This is a genomic window from Zunongwangia endophytica (genome assembly GCF_030409505.1).
GTDB lineage: Bacteria > Bacteroidota > Bacteroidia > Flavobacteriales > Flavobacteriaceae > Zunongwangia > Zunongwangia endophytica.
Genome location: NZ_JAUFPZ010000002.1, coordinates 2,541,508 through 2,560,846, shown reverse-complemented (window position 1 = coordinate 2,560,846; position 19,339 = coordinate 2,541,508). Strand labels below are relative to the sequence as shown.

11 protein-coding genes are annotated in these 19,339 nt (G+C 36.3%); 10 read left to right on the top strand and 1 reads right to left on the bottom strand.

Going from position 1 to position 19,339, the window contains the following annotated elements:
* Window positions 1-171: 171 nt before the first annotated feature.
* From QWY91_RS11125 to QWY91_RS11090, 8 genes are all read left to right on the top strand, one after another.
* Complete coding sequence (locus QWY91_RS11125; RefSeq protein WP_290234990.1) at window positions 172-3,264, top strand: SusC/RagA family TonB-linked outer membrane protein; 3,093 nt, start codon at window positions 172-174, stop codon at window positions 3,262-3,264.
* 11 nt (window positions 3,265-3,275) lie between these two features.
* On the top strand, window positions 3,276-4,823 hold the full coding sequence (locus QWY91_RS11120; protein WP_290234988.1) for a SusD/RagB family nutrient-binding outer membrane lipoprotein: 1,548 nt from the start codon (window positions 3,276-3,278) through the stop codon (window positions 4,821-4,823).
* 49 nt (window positions 4,824-4,872) lie between these two features.
* Complete coding sequence (locus tag QWY91_RS11115) at window positions 4,873-7,464, top strand: prolyl oligopeptidase family serine peptidase (RefSeq protein ID WP_290234986.1); 2,592 nt, start codon at window positions 4,873-4,875, stop codon at window positions 7,462-7,464.
* Between the two features lie 153 nt (window positions 7,465-7,617).
* On the top strand, window positions 7,618-10,005 hold the full coding sequence (locus QWY91_RS11110; RefSeq protein ID WP_290234984.1) for a glycoside hydrolase family 3 N-terminal domain-containing protein: 2,388 nt from the start codon (window positions 7,618-7,620) through the stop codon (window positions 10,003-10,005).
* Window positions 10,006-10,019: 14 nt separating this feature from the next.
* A complete protein-coding gene (locus QWY91_RS11105; protein WP_290234982.1) occupies window positions 10,020-11,474 on the top strand; it encodes an alpha-L-fucosidase in 1,455 nt (484 codons plus the stop codon).
* Between the two features lie 4 nt (window positions 11,475-11,478).
* Window positions 11,479-12,939 (top strand): alpha-L-fucosidase, encoded by a 1,461-nt coding sequence (locus QWY91_RS11100; RefSeq protein WP_290234980.1) that lies wholly within the window; start codon window positions 11,479-11,481, stop codon window positions 12,937-12,939.
* A 3-nt stretch (window positions 12,940-12,942) separates the two neighbouring features.
* Window positions 12,943-14,793, top strand: coding sequence for a beta-galactosidase (locus QWY91_RS11095; protein ID WP_290234977.1), 1,851 nt, complete (start codon window positions 12,943-12,945; stop codon window positions 14,791-14,793).
* A gap of 228 nt (window positions 14,794-15,021) precedes the next feature.
* On the top strand, window positions 15,022-16,059 hold the full coding sequence (locus QWY91_RS11090; RefSeq protein WP_290234976.1) for a sialidase family protein: 1,038 nt from the start codon (window positions 15,022-15,024) through the stop codon (window positions 16,057-16,059).
* Here the strand turns inward: QWY91_RS11090 and QWY91_RS11085 are convergent, their stop codons facing one another.
* Window positions 16,060-17,538: an SLC13 family permease gene (locus QWY91_RS11085; RefSeq protein ID WP_290234974.1), complete on the bottom strand. Its 1,479-nt coding sequence runs from the start codon at window positions 17,536-17,538 to the stop codon at window positions 16,060-16,062.
* 161 nt (window positions 17,539-17,699) lie between these two features.
* Between QWY91_RS11085 and QWY91_RS11080 the strand changes: the two genes are divergently transcribed.
* A complete protein-coding gene (locus QWY91_RS11080) occupies window positions 17,700-18,542 on the top strand; it encodes a GLPGLI family protein (protein ID WP_290234971.1) in 843 nt (280 codons plus the stop codon).
* A complete protein-coding gene (locus tag QWY91_RS11075) occupies window positions 18,539-19,339 on the top strand; it encodes a GLPGLI family protein (RefSeq protein ID WP_290234969.1) in 801 nt (266 codons plus the stop codon). The genes QWY91_RS11080 and QWY91_RS11075 overlap by 4 nt, the downstream gene beginning before the upstream one ends.

The following is a 19,339-nucleotide window of genomic DNA, read 5'->3' as shown; positions in this document are numbered from 1 at the left end:
TAATTAAAAATTTAAACGAAAACGATTTTTCGATATAAGTTGTTTATCTATTCAGCTACGTCGTCCGTCGATTTTTTTTTCAAAAGCTTAACTAATTCCTAACATTTAAGATAAATTTAGCAACTTTAGGGTTGATTTATAACATGTACTAACTAAAATTAAATTACAAGTATGGTGAAGAAAATTATGTTTTCAGTTCTGCTTGTTATGGGACTTTATCAATTTGCTGTAGCACAGAATCAGCAAGTTAGCGGTACCATCACAGAAGCCGAAACCGGGATGCCATTGCCAGGTGTTACCGTAGTAGAAAAAGGTACTTCCAATGGAACTTCTACCGATTTTGATGGCGTTTATACTTTAAGCGTGAGTGATAACGCAACCTTAGTTTTCTCTATGGTGGGTTACGAAACCAGAGAAGTTAGCGTAACTTCAGGAGAATTAAATTTAGAATTGGCCACAGATACAGAGGCTTTAGATGAAGTTGTGGTAACAGCTTTAGGTATCAAAAGATCAGAAAAGGCATTAGGTTATGCCCTTACTGAAGTTGGTGGTGATGAATTAGCTGAAGTAAAACAGGTTAATGCTATTAACTCTTTGCAAGGTAAAGTAGCAGGTCTAAATGTAAGTGGAGCAGCTACAGGACCAGCAGGTACAAGTAATGTATTAATTCGTGGTATTTCTAGTGTTGGTGGCAATAATCAACCACTTTACGTTTTAGATGGAATTCCTATTGATAATACTAATTTAGGATCTGCAGGTCAATATGGAGGATCAGATTTTGGTGATGGTATTTCAAGTATCAATCCAGATGATATCGAATCTATTAGTGTTTTAAAAGGTGGTGCAGCAGCAGCACTTTATGGTTCTAGAGCATCAAACGGTGTAATTTTGATAAATACGAAATCAGGGAGAGGACAACAAGGTTTTGGAGTGCAATACTCTGGATCGGTATTGTTTGAAACTGTGATGGATGATATCTATGATTTCCAAAAGCAATATGGACAAGGAATTAATGGAGTAGCTCCAGAAACTAGTCAGGAAGCACTTACTGCAGGAATGCAGGCATGGGGTGGTCGATTAGATGGATCAGATGTAGTACAATTTGATGGAGTTGAAAGACCGTATACTAATCAAGGAAATAACTTAGATCGTTTTTACGAAACAGCACATACAATAACTAACACTGTAGCGATCACAAAAGCAGGTGAAGGATATAATTTAAGATTTTCTGCAACAGATATGAGTAATGAGGATGTCACTCCTAATTCTGGTATGAATAGAAAATCATTTTCCCTTAATGGAGGTCTATTATTAGCTGAAAAGTTAACTCTTGATGTTAGCGGGAAATATATTTTAGAAGATGTAAAGAATAGACCAAGATTATCAGATTCTCCTGGTAATGCTAGTTTTACAACTGTTTTGTCACCAGCTAATATTAACATAGAAGACTACAAACCTTGGATTAATGATGATCTTACAGAAAATAGAATTTCTAGTAGTACGTATCATCAAAATCCGTACTGGTCAGCTTACGAATTCAGTAATAATAGTTTAAAAAATAGATTCATTGGATCTTCAACTATTAGATTTGATATAACCGATTGGATGTATGCATTAGGAAGAGCAGGTCTAGATCAATATACAGCTAGAATTACAACTGTAGAACCTTTCGGGACAGCTTATAATCCACTAGGAGCAATGACAGAAAACACCTATATATCTAAAGTTGTAGATGCAGATGTGATGTTAGGATTTAGCAAGTCTTTTGGAGACTTTAATAGTGAAATAATTTTAGGTGCCAATAGTAACGATAGAAAGTTTGAAACTACTACTTTAAACGGAAGAGAGTTTGTTATTCCTGGTTTGGTTGACATTAATAATGTGACTAATAAGAATTATGATTACATCTATTCTCAAAATAAAATCAACTCTTTATATTTTACAGCTGAGTTTTCTTACAACGACTATTTATTTTTAAATGTAACTGGTAGAAAAGATTGGTTCTCAACATTATCACTTGCAGGGAAATCTAGTTCTAATAGTTATTTTTACCCTTCTTTTAATTCAAGTTTTGTATTTAGCGATGCGCTTGATATGCCAGAGTTTATAACTTTTGGTAAGTTGAGAGCAGGATACTCTGATATAGGCGGTGGAGCTCAGGATCCTTACCAACTTTCTCTAGTATATGGTATTTTTGATACGTATAATGGTAAAGGTTCCTCTGTGCCATTGGGTAGAATTACAAATGATAGACTTCCAAATCAAGAACTTAAGCCATTTTCTAAACAAGAATATGAGTTAGGTCTTAACTTAAAAATGTTTAATAGTAGAATTGGAGTAGACTTTGCTTACTATTTCAATAAAACTACAGACGATATAGTACCTATCAGTCTTTCTAATAGTTCAGGGTACAGTAGTGCATTCGTGAATATTGGAGAATTGACTAATAAAGGGGTAGAATTATTATTAACAGGTTCTCCTATTAAAAATGAGAATTTCACCTGGAATGTATCTTATAATTTAGGATATAACAAAAATGAAGTGGTTAAAACCGACGACGACGACAATCCTTTATTCCCAGATAGCGCTCAGGCTACAAATGTATCATCTGGAGCGATCGTAGGTGAGCCCTTTGGAGCTATTTACGGTACTTCTTATATTAGAGATGATCAAGGAAGAATTCAGTATGATAGCAATGGTACGCCAACAACAGGTCCAAGAAAAATCCTAGGTAATGGAGTAGCTCCATGGACTATGGGACTTACCAATAATTTTAGATATAAAAACTGGAATCTTTCTTTCTTGATCGATGCCAAATTTGGAGCAGATATTTATTCTGGTACCAGCGCTTTTGCTAACTATTATGGAGCTAGTAAAAATACACTTGTAGGTAGAGAAGATGGTATCGCTGTACAAGGATTTGATGCATCAGGAGCAGATTTTTCAACTACAATTGCTCCAGGTAATGTAGACTCTTACTATAAAAAACTTTATGAAATCGCTGAAGAACATATCCAAAGTGCAGACTTTATTAAGTTTAGAGAGTTTAGTTTAGGTTATAGCCTGCCAAGTGATTTGATAAAAGATACTTTTATTAATAGCGCTAACATATCTGTGATAGGCCGAAACTTGTTCTTTATAAAAAGAGAAACGGAGAATATTGATCCAGAATCTTCTTTTAATAGTAGAGGAGCTAGAGGTTTAGAAAGATTCGGCTTACCAACTAGTAGAAGTTATGGCCTTAATCTTAACGTTAAATTTTAAAGAAGATACAGATGAAAAATAGAATATATACACTTATGTTACTGATTGGGGCTCTGTCTTTTCAATCATGCGATGAGGACTTTGAAGAGTTGAATGTAGACCCTACAAAGACAACAGAGATGGATTTAAGTTATAAATTTCCATCAGCAGTACTTTATGTTTCTGGGCAAAGATATGAGTCATGGAGAGCAAATTTGATTTACTCTTCTACTATGATCCAGCATATCGCTAATACCGAAACATATTGGAGTGGTGATAAGTATTTATTAAACACCGCGTATGCCGAAGCTTTCTGGACTGCTATGTATCCACAGGCAATAAAGTCTATTGAAGATATGAAATATGGCTTAGAACAGATGGGAGATTCTACTTCAGTAGATTACGCCATAGTTAATACATTAGGAGTCTATCAATATCAAAAGATTACAGATCTATATGGAGACGTTCCATATTCTGAAGCTGGGAAAGCTTTTATTGATGGCGATTTTAGACCTGCTTACGATCCGCAAGAAGATATCTATGCAGATATGCTAAATAAACTTGAGGCATCAGCCGCTATATTTGAAGCTGGTGGTACGAGTACTTTAGGTAGTGCAGATATTTTATTTGGAGGTGACGTAAATAAATGGAGAAAATGGGCTAACAGTCTTATGTTAAGACTTGCTATGCGTATGACAAAGGTTGATGAATCAGCTGCACAAGAATGGGCTCAAAAAGCGATCGAAGGTGGAGTAATGGAGTCAAACGATGATATTGCCTACGTAGTTCATGAAGAAGGAAACGGAATAGTTCAAAACGGAAACGGAGAAACTTTTACTGCAGATGGTACTCCTAGAATGAGTGATACTTTTATTGAATTTTTACAGGATGATCCAAGACTAACCATTTATAGTAGTCTACCAGAAAATACTGGTGAAGAAGATGCAGATGGTAACGCAATTTTAAGATCAGATGAAGAACGATTAGATCCAGACGCGCAAATTGGTCTTCCTAATGGTTTAGATGGTACATTATTAAGAGAACTTACTGGAGAAACTGATACTCAGGATTATTCAGAGCCAAATAGGCTTTATATGACAAGTGAGGCTGCACCAATGTTCTTTCAAACTTATGCTGAAGTAGAATTCATGTTAGCTGAAGCTGCTTTTAGATGGGGAATAGCAGGTGGCGATGCCGAGGCTCACTATAACGCCGGTGTTCGTGCAGCAATGAATTATTTGGAATTATATTCTCCAAATGCTGCAATTTCAGAAGCTGAAATCGATGAATATCTTGAAGATAACGCTTATGCTGAAGAAGATGCTCTAGAGCAAATTAATACGCAGTATTGGGCAGCAACGTTCTTGAATGAAATAGAGTCTTATTCAAATTGGAGAAGAAGTGGATTTCCAGACTTAACTCCGGTTAATTATCCAGGCAATGTAACAAATGGAACAATTCCTAGAAGATTGACGTATATGACTTCTGAGCAATCAACAAATGCTGAAAATTACAATGCCGCAGTACAGTCTCAAGGCCCAGACCTTTTGACTACACGTATCTGGTGGGATGTAGAATAATAGAACAATAGTATAAAATTTAATAATCACTTCTTTTTAACTAATATCAATGAATAAACTTAGCATTCCAATATTATCTATTTTTATGATCTTTTTTAGTGGAGCCATAGCGCAAAACAAAGAAGGTAATATTGTAGAGTATTTTGGCAAGGAAAAAGTTAATGATGTTAGTGAAGGAGAGGTGATTCATTTATTTAAAGAAGGTCTTATTTTAGGAACTTCAGGAACACCATTTAGTAATTCAGCTATTCAGTACGATCCTATTTTTGCTGAGGTTTTGCAGAATGGTTTTCAGATAAATGAAGGGAAAGAAGTTTTCGACAGTTTCAAAGAAGAAACAATTGCTTGGGAAAATATAGCAATTAGTGAAAATGGAGAGTTTAACGATCCTAAATTACGTCGAAATGGATATTTGTATTTAGAATACATTTCCGAAGAAGAAAGAACCGTAATTTTTGAAGCCTCTGGGCATACCAATGTTATAATTAATGGATTACCACATGAAGGAGATCATTATGATTTCGGTTGGAATCTAATTCCAATAACTTTAAAAAAAGGAGTAAACAAATTTCTACTTTCTGGCGGTCGTTTTTCTAGAATGCGAGCACGCTTGTTAATAACTTATAAGCCGGTTGAATTTACTACTAGAGACTTAACGCTACCCGATGTACTTCAGGAAGAACAGGAAGACTTATGGGGCGCTATTCGAATTATTAATACTGAAAAAAACTCTTTAAAAGGAGCTAAAATTAAGGTTGAAATAAATGGAATTTCAGCAGAAACAAAAGTTCCTACAATTGTTTCTAAAAATGTACGAAAAGTGCCATTTTCGATTCCTATTCCTTCCAATCTTAAGGAAGGAGATAGCATTACTGCAAATCTTTATCTACAGGCAGCTAATGGCAGAGATATCGATACCGCCAAAATTGTACTCGATATCAAATCAAAGTTCAAACATCATAAAAACACATTTCTTAGCAAGGTAGACAATAGCGTGCAATATTATAGCGTGGCGCCATCCTTAACTAAAAACAAAGAAAATCAGGCCTTATTTTTATCGGTTCACGGCGCTTCAGTTGAAGCTGTTAATCAGGCCAACGCTTATAAGCAAAAAGATTGGGGGCATGTAGTTGCTCCTACTAATCGCAGGCCTTTTGGTTTTGCCTGGGAAGATTGGGGAAGATTAGATGCGCTGGAAGTTTTAGAACATTCAGAAAAATTATTAAAAACCGATCCGCAACGTACTTATTTAACTGGGCACTCTATGGGTGGCCACGGTAGCTGGTACCTGGGAGCAACCTATCCCGATAGATTTGCGGCAATTGCACCGGCTGCAGGTTATCCAGATTTATTAGACTATCGTAATAGTTTTATTAGTCGTATTTCCGATGAGCAGATCGAAAAGCAATTCGAGATGTCGGCTGCAGATTTTAAACAAAAAATCAATCTAGATTTTAAGAATACTACTGAAAAAGATCTTGATCTAATTACTAGACGCGCCGGTAATCCAAGCCGAACGCTAAAATTAAAAAACAATTATCTGCATTACGGAGTTTATATTTTGCATGGTGATTCTGATAATGTAGTCCCTACCTATCTTGCGCAGCGAATGCGCGAGGAACTAGGTAAATTTCATAATGATTTTGCCTATTATGAATATCCGGGAGGAAAGCACTGGTTTGGTAATGAAAGTGTAGACTGGCCGCCCATATTCTATTTTTTTAATCGAAGAAAAATAAAAAGTGATGCTGAAATGAATAAAATTGATTTTAGCACAGCTTCACCGGGAGTCTCTTCTAAATCACATTTTATAACAATTCTTCAGCAAGAACATCCTTTCGAGATTAGTAATTTCAAGTTTGAAAGAACCGAAAATGGACTTTCTATTGTAACTTCAAATATAAAAACTTTAAGTGTCGATCTTGCTGCGATGGATCATCCTAATCTAAAAGCGATGGTAATCGATGGGGATTCTATTTCACCCTTCACTTCAGAAATTATTTATTTTGAAAATGAAGCAGGAAGCTGGAAAATTTCAGAAAAGCCTGATGATTCAGAGAAAAGTCCGCTTCGATCTGGTGGTTTTAAAGATGCATTTCGCCATAACATGGTATTTGTTTATGGAACTAAAGGATCGAAAGAAGAAAATGAGTGGTATTTTAATCGCGCAAAGTTTGATGCCGAAAAGTTTTGGTATCGTGCAAACGGTAGTGTAGAAGTTATAAAAGATACCGATTTTAAAGCTTCAGATTATATCGATCGTAATGTTATAATTTATGGTAACAAATCGAATAACGCTGCATGGAAGAAATTACTCAAAAATTCGCCGGTACAATTTTCTAAAAATCAGGTGAAAATTGGCAATAAAACATTAAAAGGTGAGCATTACGGTGCTTACTTTATTTATCCTAAAGAAAATCACGAGTTCGCAAGTATCGGTGTAGTAACCGCTTCCGGGATTAAAGGAATGCATGCTGCTTATGCTAATGATTATTTAGAGAACGGAACATTCTACCCAGATTTGCTTTTGTTTAATGATGAAATGCCTAAAAACGGACTATCGGGTATAAAAGCGAGTGGATTTTTTGGAAATAACTGGTCGGTAGAAAATGGAGAATTTGTTTGGGATGTTGAAGATTAAATGTCCGACTCTGATGGTTGTTGGGATCAAAAGAGCTTGAAATAAAAATTATGATGCCTTTTGGCTTGGCCTTAGGTAGTTTATTAGTTGTATTTAGCTTAGAAACTGGTTGGTACCTCACTGGCCAGTTTTGTTATTAAAATTGAAAAATTGATGAAAAAAATTTGCCTTTGTTTTTTACTAATTTCAAACTTGCTGAGCGCGCAGGATTTAAAAAATGCGCCTTATAAAAATAGTCAGCTAAGTGTTGATGAACGTGTAGAAAACCTTATTTCTTTAATGACGATCGATGAGAAAATCGGTCAGCTAACCACGCCGCTTGGCTGGAAAATGTATAAGAAAGAAGGGAATAGATCGGGAATTAGTGAACTTTACAAAGAAGAAATAAAAAACAGAAAAATTGGCGGTTTATGGGGATTGTTAAGAGCAGATCCATGGACACAAAAAACTTTAGAAAACGGCCTACATCCAAAGGAAGCTGCCAAAATCACGAATGCGATACAAAAATATGCGATTGAAAATAGTCGTTTAGGAATTCCATTATTACTTGAAGAAGAAGCGATGCACGGGCATATGGCGATTGGAACTACTGTATTTCCAACGGCGATAGGTCAGGCCAGCACCTGGAATCCAAGATTAATTATGACAATGGCTGAAGCTATTGCTGAAGAAATTAGAGCGCAGGGCTCCAATACCGGTTACGGGCCAATTATAGATATTGCCAGAGAGCCAAGATGGTCTCGAGTAGAAGAAACTTTTGGTGAAGATTCTTATTTAATTGCGCAGATGGGGAAATCGATAATTAAAGGTTTTCAAGGCGAAAAAGAAAGTGATCTTGAAGACGGAAAACATGTAGCTGCAACACTAAAACATTTTGCTGCATACGGAGTTTCAGAAGGTGGGCATAATGGTGCTGCGGTACATGTGGGACAACGCGATTTATTCCAGAATTATATGTATCCTGTAAAAGAAGCGGTAGATAGCGGTGTGTTATCGGTAATGACGGCCTACAGTTCTATCGATGGTATTCCAAGCACAGCACATAAAAGTTTGTTGACGAATACCCTGAGAGAAAATTGGGGATTTGATGGTTTTGTAATTTCAGATTTGGCAAGTATAGAAGGTCTTTTAGGAGATCATCATGTGGTGGGAACTTCAGAAGATGCAGCAGCTGTGGCCATGAATGCCGGAGTAGATGTTGACCTTGGCGGAAATGGTTATGACGATGCTTTGCTCGATGCTGTACATTCAGGAAAAGTATCTGAAGAAAGAATCGACGAAGCGGTAAAAAGAATTCTTGCCGTAAAATTCAAATTAGGTCTTTTTGATGATCCTTATGTAAAGGAAAAAGAAGCTGAAAAAATTGTTAGAAATTCAGAACATATAGAGCTCGCCACAGAAGTTGCTCGCCAATCGGTGACAATGCTGAAGAATGAAGACAATATACTTCCATTAAACAAAGAATTGAAAAACATTGCAGTAATCGGGTCGAATGCCGATATGCAATACAATCAGTTAGGAGATTATACTGCTCCACAGTCCGAAGAAAATATTGTTACCGTGCTAGAAGGTATTCAGCATAAAATGCCGAATGCTAACATCGAATATGTAAAAGGAACTGCCGTTCGTGATACTACTCAAACTGATATTCCGGCAGCGGTAGCAGCAGCTAAAAGAGCTGAAGTTGCCATTGTTGTTTTAGGAGGTTCTAGCGCAAGAGATTTTAAAACTGAATATTTAGAAACCGGAGCGGCTACTGTTTCTTCTAAAGAAGACCAGATTTTGGGCGATATGGAAAGTGGCGAGGGCTACGATCGTTCAACTCTTAATTTGATGGGAAGACAATTAGAATTGCTTCAGGCAGTTATAGAAACTGGAACGCCAACGGTGTTAGTTTTAATAAAAGGTCGCCCATTATTGCTAAACTGGCCTTCAGAAAATGTGCCGTCTATTTTAGATGCTTGGTATCCCGGGCAAGAAGGCGGGAATGCTATTGCCGATGTATTGTTTGGAGATTTTAATCCTGCGGGAAGATTACCGGTTTCTGTACCAAAATCTTTAGGGCAAATCCCGGTGTATTATAATTATTGGTTTCCAAATCGTAGAGATTATGTAGAGACCGATGCTAAGCCATTATATCCTTTTGGTTTCGGTTTGAGTTATTCTGAATTTGAATATTCAGATCTAAAATTGAAAACTTCAGGAAAAGGGAAAAACACGAAAATAGAAATTAGCCTAAAAGTATCGAATATCAGTGAAGTTGACGGTGATGAAGTGGTGCAGCTTTATATTCGAGATATGGTAAGCAGTGTGCTGAGCCCGGTAAAACAGTTACGAGGTTTTGAGCGTGTTACTATAGCTTCAGGAGAAACGAAAACTATTCAATTTGAATTGCTTCCGAAGGAATTATCTTTATTTAATGCTGAAATGAAGCAGTTAGTAGAAGCCGGAGCATTTAAGCTGATGATTGGTTCTTCTTCTGAAGATATCCGACTGGAAACTACTTTTGAAATCACTGAAAATATTGAAATTACTAAATAAAATATATCTAAGAAATGTCGAAATTCAATAATCTGAAATCACTTTTTTGCTTGGCCCTGTTGGTTTTTGCGCAACAAAATCAGGCACAAACTCAGGAAGAAGATGAGCATGGAGTACATGGTCGCTCTCAGGAATATATGGCGCCAACCGATCCTCAGGTTTTAGAAAAGCTAGAGGAGTGGAAGGATCTTAAATTCGGGATGCTAATTCATTGGGGGATTTATTCGGTTCCCGGAATTATGGAAAGCTGGAATTTATGTTCTGAAGATTGGATAGAGCGTGATAGTACTATTGCTTATAACGATTATAAAAAGTGGTATTGGAATTTAGATAAGATCTTTAATCCGGTAAATTTCGATCCCGATAGTTGGGCAGAAGCTGGGGAAGCTGCGGGGATGAAGTACATGGTGTTTACCACGAAGCATCATGATGGTTTTAATATGTTCGATACACAGCAAACCGATTACAAAATTACCAATGGGCCTTTTCAAAATAATCCAAAGGCTAACGTTACCAAATATATCTTTGAAGCATTTAGAAAGAAAGATTTTATGATTGGCGCTTATTATTCTAAGCCAGATTGGCATTCGCAATATTTTTGGTGGGATAAATATGCAACACCCAACCGAAATGCAAATTATGATATCGAAAAGTATGATTGGCGTTGGAATAAATTCAAAGAATTCTCTTACAACCAAATTGAAGAATTAATGACCGATTACGGTAGTGTTGATATTCTTTGGTTAGACGGTGGTTGGGTACGCCCAAAAGAAACCGTAAACGATGAAGTTAGAGCTTGGGGTGCGCCAATTCCAGATTTTAGTCAGGAAATCGATATGCCGAAAATAGCGGAGATGGCTAGAGAAAAACAACCGGGAATTATCTTTGCAGATCGTACGGTACATGGGCCATACGAAAACTATCAAACACCAGAACGTAAAATTCCTGAAACCAAATTAGATAATCCATGGGAAAGTAATTTACCATTAGGGAATAACTGGGGATATGTGCCAAACGATCCTTTTAAATCTTCTACTACAGTACTCTATAATCTTGTAGAAGTGGTTGCTAAAGGAGGAAATATGCTTCTTGGGATTGGTCCAAAACCAGATGGAACTATACCGCTGGAAGTGGTTGATCAGTTACATGAAATTGGCGCTTGGTTAGAGAAAAATGGCGAGGCTATTTATGGTACGCATGCTATCGATGATTACCAGGAAGAGAATATTTATTTTACTGAAAAAGAGGAGACAATTTATGCAATAGCAATGTTCGAGGATGGGGAAGAGCTGCCGAAAAAAATAAGCTTTAGTAAAAATTTACCTTCAGAAAATGCTAAGATAAAGTTATTGGAAACCGGTAAAAAAGTGGATTTCAAAATAAAAAACGGAAGGATTGAAATTACAATTCCTAAAGAAATTCGTTCAGCAAAAAATAGTTCAGGTATAGCATTTTCAATCGAAAATTAAAAAAATGATTCAGAATTTAAATAGAATTATAGCTGGGTTAGGGATCGCAACAATGTTGTTTTCCTGCCAGGAAAAACAAGAAGTAAAAGCACCAGAAGCTATTGGGCCAACACCAAGCAAGGAACAATTAGCTTGGCACGAAATGGAATTAAATGCTTTTATTCATTTTACCACCAATACGTTTACTGGGAAAGAATGGGGATATGGAGACGAATCTCCAGAGATTTTTAATCCTACAGATATTGATGTCGATCAGTGGATGGAAACTTTGCAAAAAGCAGGTTTTAAAGGTGTTATTTTAACCGCAAAACATCACGATGGTTTTGCATTATTCCCTTCAGATTATACCGATCATGACATTTCAAATTCTCCTTACAAAGATGGAGAAGGAGATTTAGTAAAAGAAGTAGCGCAATCTGCCAGAGCACATGGCTTAAAATTCGGGATTTACTTGTCGCCCTGGGATCGTAATCGTGAAGATTATGGAGAGAAATCTTATGTGGAATATTACCGAAATCAGTTAAAAGAAGTATTCACAAATTACGGCGATATTTTCGAAATGTGGTTTGATGGTGCTAATGGAGGCGATGGATTTTACGGAGGCGCAAAAGAAGAACGCCGAATCGATAAACAAAATTATTACGATTGGCCAACTACTTTAGAAATGGTAGAAGAAATTCAGCCTTCTGTATTATTTTTTAGTGATGCAGGTCCAGATTTACGTTGGGTAGGTAACGAAAGAGGCGAAGCAGGATCGACTAATTGGAATATCATTAATCCCGATACACTTTATGCGGGGAAACCTGAAATTAGCGATTTGTTGCAAACTGGAGCTAAAGACGGAACAAAATGGATTCCGGCTGAGGTAGATGTTTCGATACGCCCGGGATGGTTTTATCATAAAGAGGAAGATTCTTTAGTGAAATCTCCACAAGAATTATTTACAACATATATGCAATCGGTAGGTAGAGGATCTACGTTGTTACTAAATGTACCACCCGATCAAAGAGGACAATTTCATGAAAACGATGTGGCTTCTTTATTAGGAATGCGAAAAATAATTGATAGTGTTTTTGCTAATAATTTAGCTGAAAATGCACAAATATCAGCAAGTAATTTTAGAGGAGATTCAGAAGAATATTCAGCAGAGAATTTAATTGATGGCGATTCTGAAACGTATTGGGCTACCGATGAGGATGTTATCCAATCTTCAGTAGAAATCATTTTTGATACTGCTAAAACGGTTAACTTTGTATTACTTCAGGAATATATTGAATTAGGACAAGGTGTAGAAAAATTCAATATTAGTACAAAGGAAAATGGCGAATGGAAGCAAATTGCTGAAGGCACAACGATCGGGTATAAGCGAATTCTAAAAGTTCCGTCCGTAGAAACCACCGCTTTAAAAATTGAAATTGAAGCAGCAAAAGCAAATCCATTATTAGCTAATCTTGAAATTTATTAAGTAATGCGAATTTTATCGAATCTTATTGTTCTTTTTTGTCTTGTAGGTTTTAGCATGCAGGCACAAAAAGAAGTGTTTAAAATTGAAGATGGTAATTTTCAGTATAAAGGAGAGCCTATTCATATTTATTCGGGAGAAATGCATTATAGCAGGATCCCAAAACCTTATTGGCGCCATCGCATGAAGATGGTAAAAGCTATGGGTTTAAATGCGATCACTACGTATGTTTTCTGGAATTATCATAATACCGCACCGGGAGAATGGGATTGGACGTCGGGGAATAAAAATCTTCAGGAATATATAAAAATGGCCGAAGAAGAAGGGCTGTTTGTAATTGTGCGTCCCGGCCCTTATGTGTGTGCCGAGTGGGAATTTGGGGGATACCCATGGTGGCTTCAAAAGAATCCAGAACTTAAGATTCGTCAAAATAACGAAGCATTTTTAGATTCTTGCCGAACTTACATAAATGAGTTGGCGACGCAAATTAAACCACTTCAAGTAAATAAAGGTGGAAACGTAATCATGGTTCAGGCTGAAAATGAATTTGGTTCTTTTGTGTCACAACGAGAAGATATCGCTACTGAAGATCATAAAGCCTACAAGCAAAAGATTTTTAAAATGCTGAAGGAATCGGGTTTAGAAGGTCCATTTTTTACTTCAGATGGAACCTGGCTTTTTGAAGGTGGAGCGGTAGAAGGTGCTTTGCCAACTGCCAATGGCGAGAATAATGTAAACAATCTTAAAAAAGCGGTAGATAAATATCATAATAACGAAGGCCCGTATATGGTAGCCGAATTTTATCCCGGTTGGTTAGATCATTGGGCAGAGCCTTTTACAAGAATCGGAGCCGATGCGATTGCAAAGCAAACGGAAGTTTATCTTAAAAATGAGGTAGATTTCAATTTTTACATGGTTCACGGCGGAACAAATTTCGCTTTTACCAGTGGTGCCAATTATAACGAAGATCATGATATTCAGCCAGATATTACTAGTTATGATTATGATGCGCCAATTTCTGAACCAGGCTGGGTAACGCCAAAATATACAGCGATTAGAGAATTGATGAAGAAGTACGTAGCATACGATATCCCTGAAATTCCGAAGCAAATTCCGGTTATTTCTATTTCTGAAATTAAACTGGATAAAAAGCAAAATGCTTTAAAGCTTATAAAAGAGTCTGAAGCTGTTGTTGCTGATGCACCGATGAGTTTTGAAGCATTAGATCAGGGTTATGGCTATGTGTTATATAGAAAGAAATTCACGCAGCCTATTAACGGGAAATTACAAATCCCCGGGTTACGAGATTTTGCAACAATTTATGTAAATGGAAAATATGTAGGTAAGCTTAACCGTATGAATAACGAATACGAGATGGATATTAAAATTCCGTTTAACGGAAGTTTAGAAATTCTTGTAGAAAATATGGGGCGTATTAATTACGGCGCTAAAATGACCGAAAATAAAAAAGGAATCATCAGCGCAGTAAGTATAAATGATTACGAAATCTCTGGCGGATGGGAAATGTACAAAGCGCCATTCGATCAAGCGCCGCAAGTAAACGCTTCCGAAGAAGTAAAAGATAAATTACCGGTCGTATATTCGGGGAATTTCGATCTAAATGAGATTGGAGATACTTTCTTAGACATGCAAGATTGGGGAAAAGGAATTGTATTTATTAACGGACATAATTTAGGTAGATACTGGAATGTTGGTCCACAGCAAACGCTGTATTTACCGGGATGTTGGTTAAAAGAAAAAGGTAACGAAATTACCATTTTTGAGCAGCTTAATGAAGATTCAAAATCGACAATTTCAGGTTTAGTGAAGCCGATTTTGGAAAGCTTGTCTCAATAATTCTTCATGTTTTTCACGACATAACATGTTAGTGAAAAGTTTGTTTGACAATGGAAGGAGGACCGCCATCCTCCTTCCTTTTTTCTGAAAATACTAAATTGAGTTTTGCTTAAAATGTAAACTCGCGACTTATAGAAGAGTAACTTAGTGTAAGTTTGTTTTATGCATTGGTTTGGGAAGAGGAATTAGTTCCCCTCTTCCCTTTTTTTGTTTTAATCTGAATCTATTATGAGAACCATTTGTATCATTTGTTTTGTATTATCTTTTCTGAATATAAAAGCTCAGCAAGATGTGAAATTTGAAGTTTTAGAATCGGGTTTTATTTATACTGAAGCGAATTTTCCCAGCGCTCACGCATCTACTATCGAAGAATTAGAAAATGGAGACCTTATTGCAGCCTGGTTTGGCGGCACCCACGAAAGACATTCAGATGTGAGTATTTATACCAGCACAAAAACTGAAGCCGGTTGGTCTTCTCCTAGAAAAGTAGCCGATGGTTTTGAAAATGATACGCTTAGTTATCCAACCTGGAATCCTGTTTTATTCAATATTCCTGAAAATTTATTCCTTTTTTATAAGATAGGTCCATCGCCTTCTACCTGGTGGGGCGCTTATAAAACTTCAAAAGATCAGGGGAGAACGTGGAGCGATAAAATCTTATTGCCTGAAGGAGTACTTGGGCCAATAAAAAATAAGCCAATACAACTAGAAAATGGCCGAATTGTTAGTCCGTCGAGTGTAGAACTTCAGGACGGTGCTGTTTGGCATGCACACATGGAGATTTCAGATGATCTTGGGAAAACGTGGAGGAAGATTCCTGTAAATCAAGATTCGGATTCTAAAGTAATTCAGCCGACTATTATTCAGCTTAAAAATGGCGATTTAAAAGCTTTTTTCAGAAGTGATCAAGATGTTGTTTTAGAAAGCATCAGTAGGGATGATGGAGAAAATTGGAGTAAATTTGTCGAATCTGAATTAGCAAATCCAAATTCAGGTATCGATGCCGTAAGTCTAGATAGTGGAGGTTTCCTAATGGTTTATAATCCAATGGAAAGCGGTGAAGATTGGTGGCAAGGTCGTAGTAAATTAAATTTAGCGTATTCTAAAGATGGAGAACATTGGGAAGATGTATTAGAACTGGAAAATAAAAAGGTAGGAGAATATAGTTATCCAGCCATTATTCAGTCTAAAACCGGAGAAATACATATTACCTATACTTACGATAGGAAGCGAATTAAGTATTTTAGGTTGAAGCGAGTAAATTAATTATTTAAAAACCTTTGGTATGGTAAAAGGATCAAAATCCCATAATATTGGTAAAGCGAAATAAACAATAAGGCTGATTAATAAAATAGATAAGATATTTAACCAAAATCCGGTTTTCATCATATCCGCTATTTTTAGATAACCCGATCCAAATACTACTGCATTTGGTGGTGTAGCAACCGGAAGCATAAAAGCACAACTCGCCGCTAAAGTTGCTGCTACCATTAACAAATAAGGATGCAAGTTTAAAGCTAGTGCCATAGGAGCTAAAATAGGTAACAACATTGCGGTTGTAGCTGTGTTAGAGGTCACTTCGGTTAAAAAGTTCATGGCAGTAATCAATATCAGCAATAATAAAAATAGTGGTAAGTTCTCTAGATTAACCAGTTGCTCACCAATCCAGTTTGCCAATCCCGTATCATCGAAAGCTTTGGCTAAGGCCATACCACCACCAAAAAGTAAAATGATTCCCCAAGGGATTTTTACAGCTTCTTCCCAGTTTAAAAGTCTTTTTTGATCTTTTTTTTGCTTGCCAGACGGAATTAAAAACAAAGAAATTCCGGCGGTAATTGCTATTATTGTATCGTCAACATTGGGTAAGAAGTCTTGCAGAAAATAGGATCTGGTAATCCAGCATAAGGCTGTTAGTACAAATACTATTAAAACTCGCTTTTCCTGTAAACTAATTTTGCCTAATTGTTCTAACAATCTTTTAATTTCGGCTTTACCACCGGGGAATTCAGTTTGTTTAAATTTAAAAGCAAAGCTTGTAATATACTTCCAACAAAAGGCTAACAGCAGGATAGAAATTGGTATTCCAAGAAGTGCCCACTTTAAAAAGCTTATTTCAATACCATATAATTCTTCAACAATTCCGGCAAAAACCAGGTTAGGCGGAGTTCCAATTAATGTACCGATACCTCCAATAGATGCGCTATACGCAATAGCTAACATTAGTGCTTTTCCGAAGACTTTATTTTCATCTTCGCTAGTTTCTGGGTTGTCTTTTAACTGAGTGATAATCGCCGTCCCGATGGGGAGCATCATTACAGATGTCGCCGTATTTGAGATCCACATAGATAAAAATGCGGTTGCTACCATGAAACCCAGGATGATGAATTTGATATTCGTTCCAATGATATTGATAATGTTGAGTGCTATTCTTCGATGTAGTTGCCATTTTTCTATTGCTACTGCCAGTATAAAGCCACCCATATATAGGAAAACATATTTGTGACCGTAAGATGCTGTGGTTAAACCAATATCGAGAGCACCACTTAAAGGAAAAAGTATGATAGGTAATAAAGCAGTAGCCGCAATTGGGATAATTTCGGTTACCCACCAAATTGCCATCCATAACGTAATCGCTAAAACATCAAATGCTTCTGGAGACATTTCTGCCGGAGGTTGTAAAAATTGAAATATTCCGAAAATTAAAGGACCTGATATTAATATTAGGCTTTTTAAAGTGCTGTTCATTTACAATATGTTATTCAGCCGGAAGATAATTATTTTTTTGAATAGCAAAACAGTCCGCCGTATTACTATGTTATTAGTTTTATTACTAAAAAAATAGTTGATTTAGTTGTTTCTTTTCAATTTATATAAGATATTGTGAATGAATCAATCAGAAATCAAATATGAAAAATAAATTTATCTTCATTCTAGGTGTTTTAATGTTAAGTGCTTTTCAACTTAAAGCTCAAAATAAACTTAACTATCGAGTGGGCTATGAACTTACTTATAAATTAGATTCAACAGATTTAGAATCTAGTAAATCTGAAATTATGTGGCTTTTCGCAAATAATGATTCGTCTTTATTTATAAGTAGAGGAGCAGCACTTAAAGATTCCATTAAAAAGAATGTGATAGCTGCCGAGATTGGATCTGAAAAGTGGCGAAGTAAAATGGAAGCTGCTAAAACCGAATTTGAATATCAAATTTTTAAAAATAAAGCAGAAAATAAAATTGGATATGGAATTGAGCTTTTAAGCGATAAACTTTACTATTCAAACTTTTTAGATCAAATAAAATGGGAAATACAGGCTGATGCTAAAGAGATCGCTGGATACCAAGTGCAAAAAGCAACATCAAGTTTTGCAGGTAGAGATTATATCGCCTGGTTTACACCAGAAATTCCACTTACCGATGGACCTTATAAATTTGCAGGTTTACCGGGACTGATATTAGAATTGCAGGATACCGAAGCTGAATACGTTTTTAAGTTCGCTGGTTTTGAAGAACTTGCAAATCCTTTAGAGTACGAGATCTTTCCTGAAAAATATAAAGAGGTTAAGAAAAAGGAGCTTTTGGATTTATTGTCAACCTATGAAAGCGATCCAATTAGTTATATCAATAATTATGTAGGTGAAGGTGGCAAGACGGTACGTGTCGAGATTGTAGGAGATGATAAAAAAGATTATCTTAGAAAGCATCGAGCAGAACTGGCTAAAAAAAATAATCCTATAGAACTAGAAAAATGAGAAGTCTTTTTATCCTTGTTTTTATACTTTGTTTAGAAAATGTAGTGGCGCAAAATTCATATTCCTATAAAGCAACTTATCAACTCGAATATCAGGAAGATTCTACAGATGAAAATTCTATAAAAACTGAAAAAGGCGTATTATATTTAGGAAAAGACCACTCACGATATTCCAGTTTAGGTAAAGCAGTTAAAGATTCTCTAGAGAACATGCCTAATCCTAAAGGCATGACGATGGGGGAGTATAACCAAATGACTGACTTTGACTATACTATCTACAAAGATTATCAGGATAATGAAATCACTTTAGCCGAAAAGGTTTTTCAATATGAATTTAAATATCAACAGGATCTAAAACAGATCGATTGGGAAATTCAACCAGAAAATAAAGAAATTTTAGGCTTTAGCGTTCAGAAAGCTACAGGTGCTTTTGCAGGTAGAAAATATATCGCCTGGTTTGCGCCAGAGCTACCATTCTCAGACGGGCCTTATAAGTTTAGTGGTTTACCGGGTCTTATTGTAGGAATTTCAGATTTTAGAGATGATTATCATTTTACTCTTACCGGATTTCAGGAATTAGAAAAGCCGGTGAATAAGCTATTGAATTTGGATAGTTACAAAGCTGTTTCTCAAAAAGAACTTGACCGGGTTCGGGACGATTATAACCGCGATCCTATTGGAACAATGGAAAAGGCAGGAATAAGGTTTGGTTGGAGTGAGGAAGATGAAGCTAAGCAAAAAAAAGAGCTCACTAAAAAGTATAAGCGACGAAATAATCCCATCGAGCTTCAGAAGTAA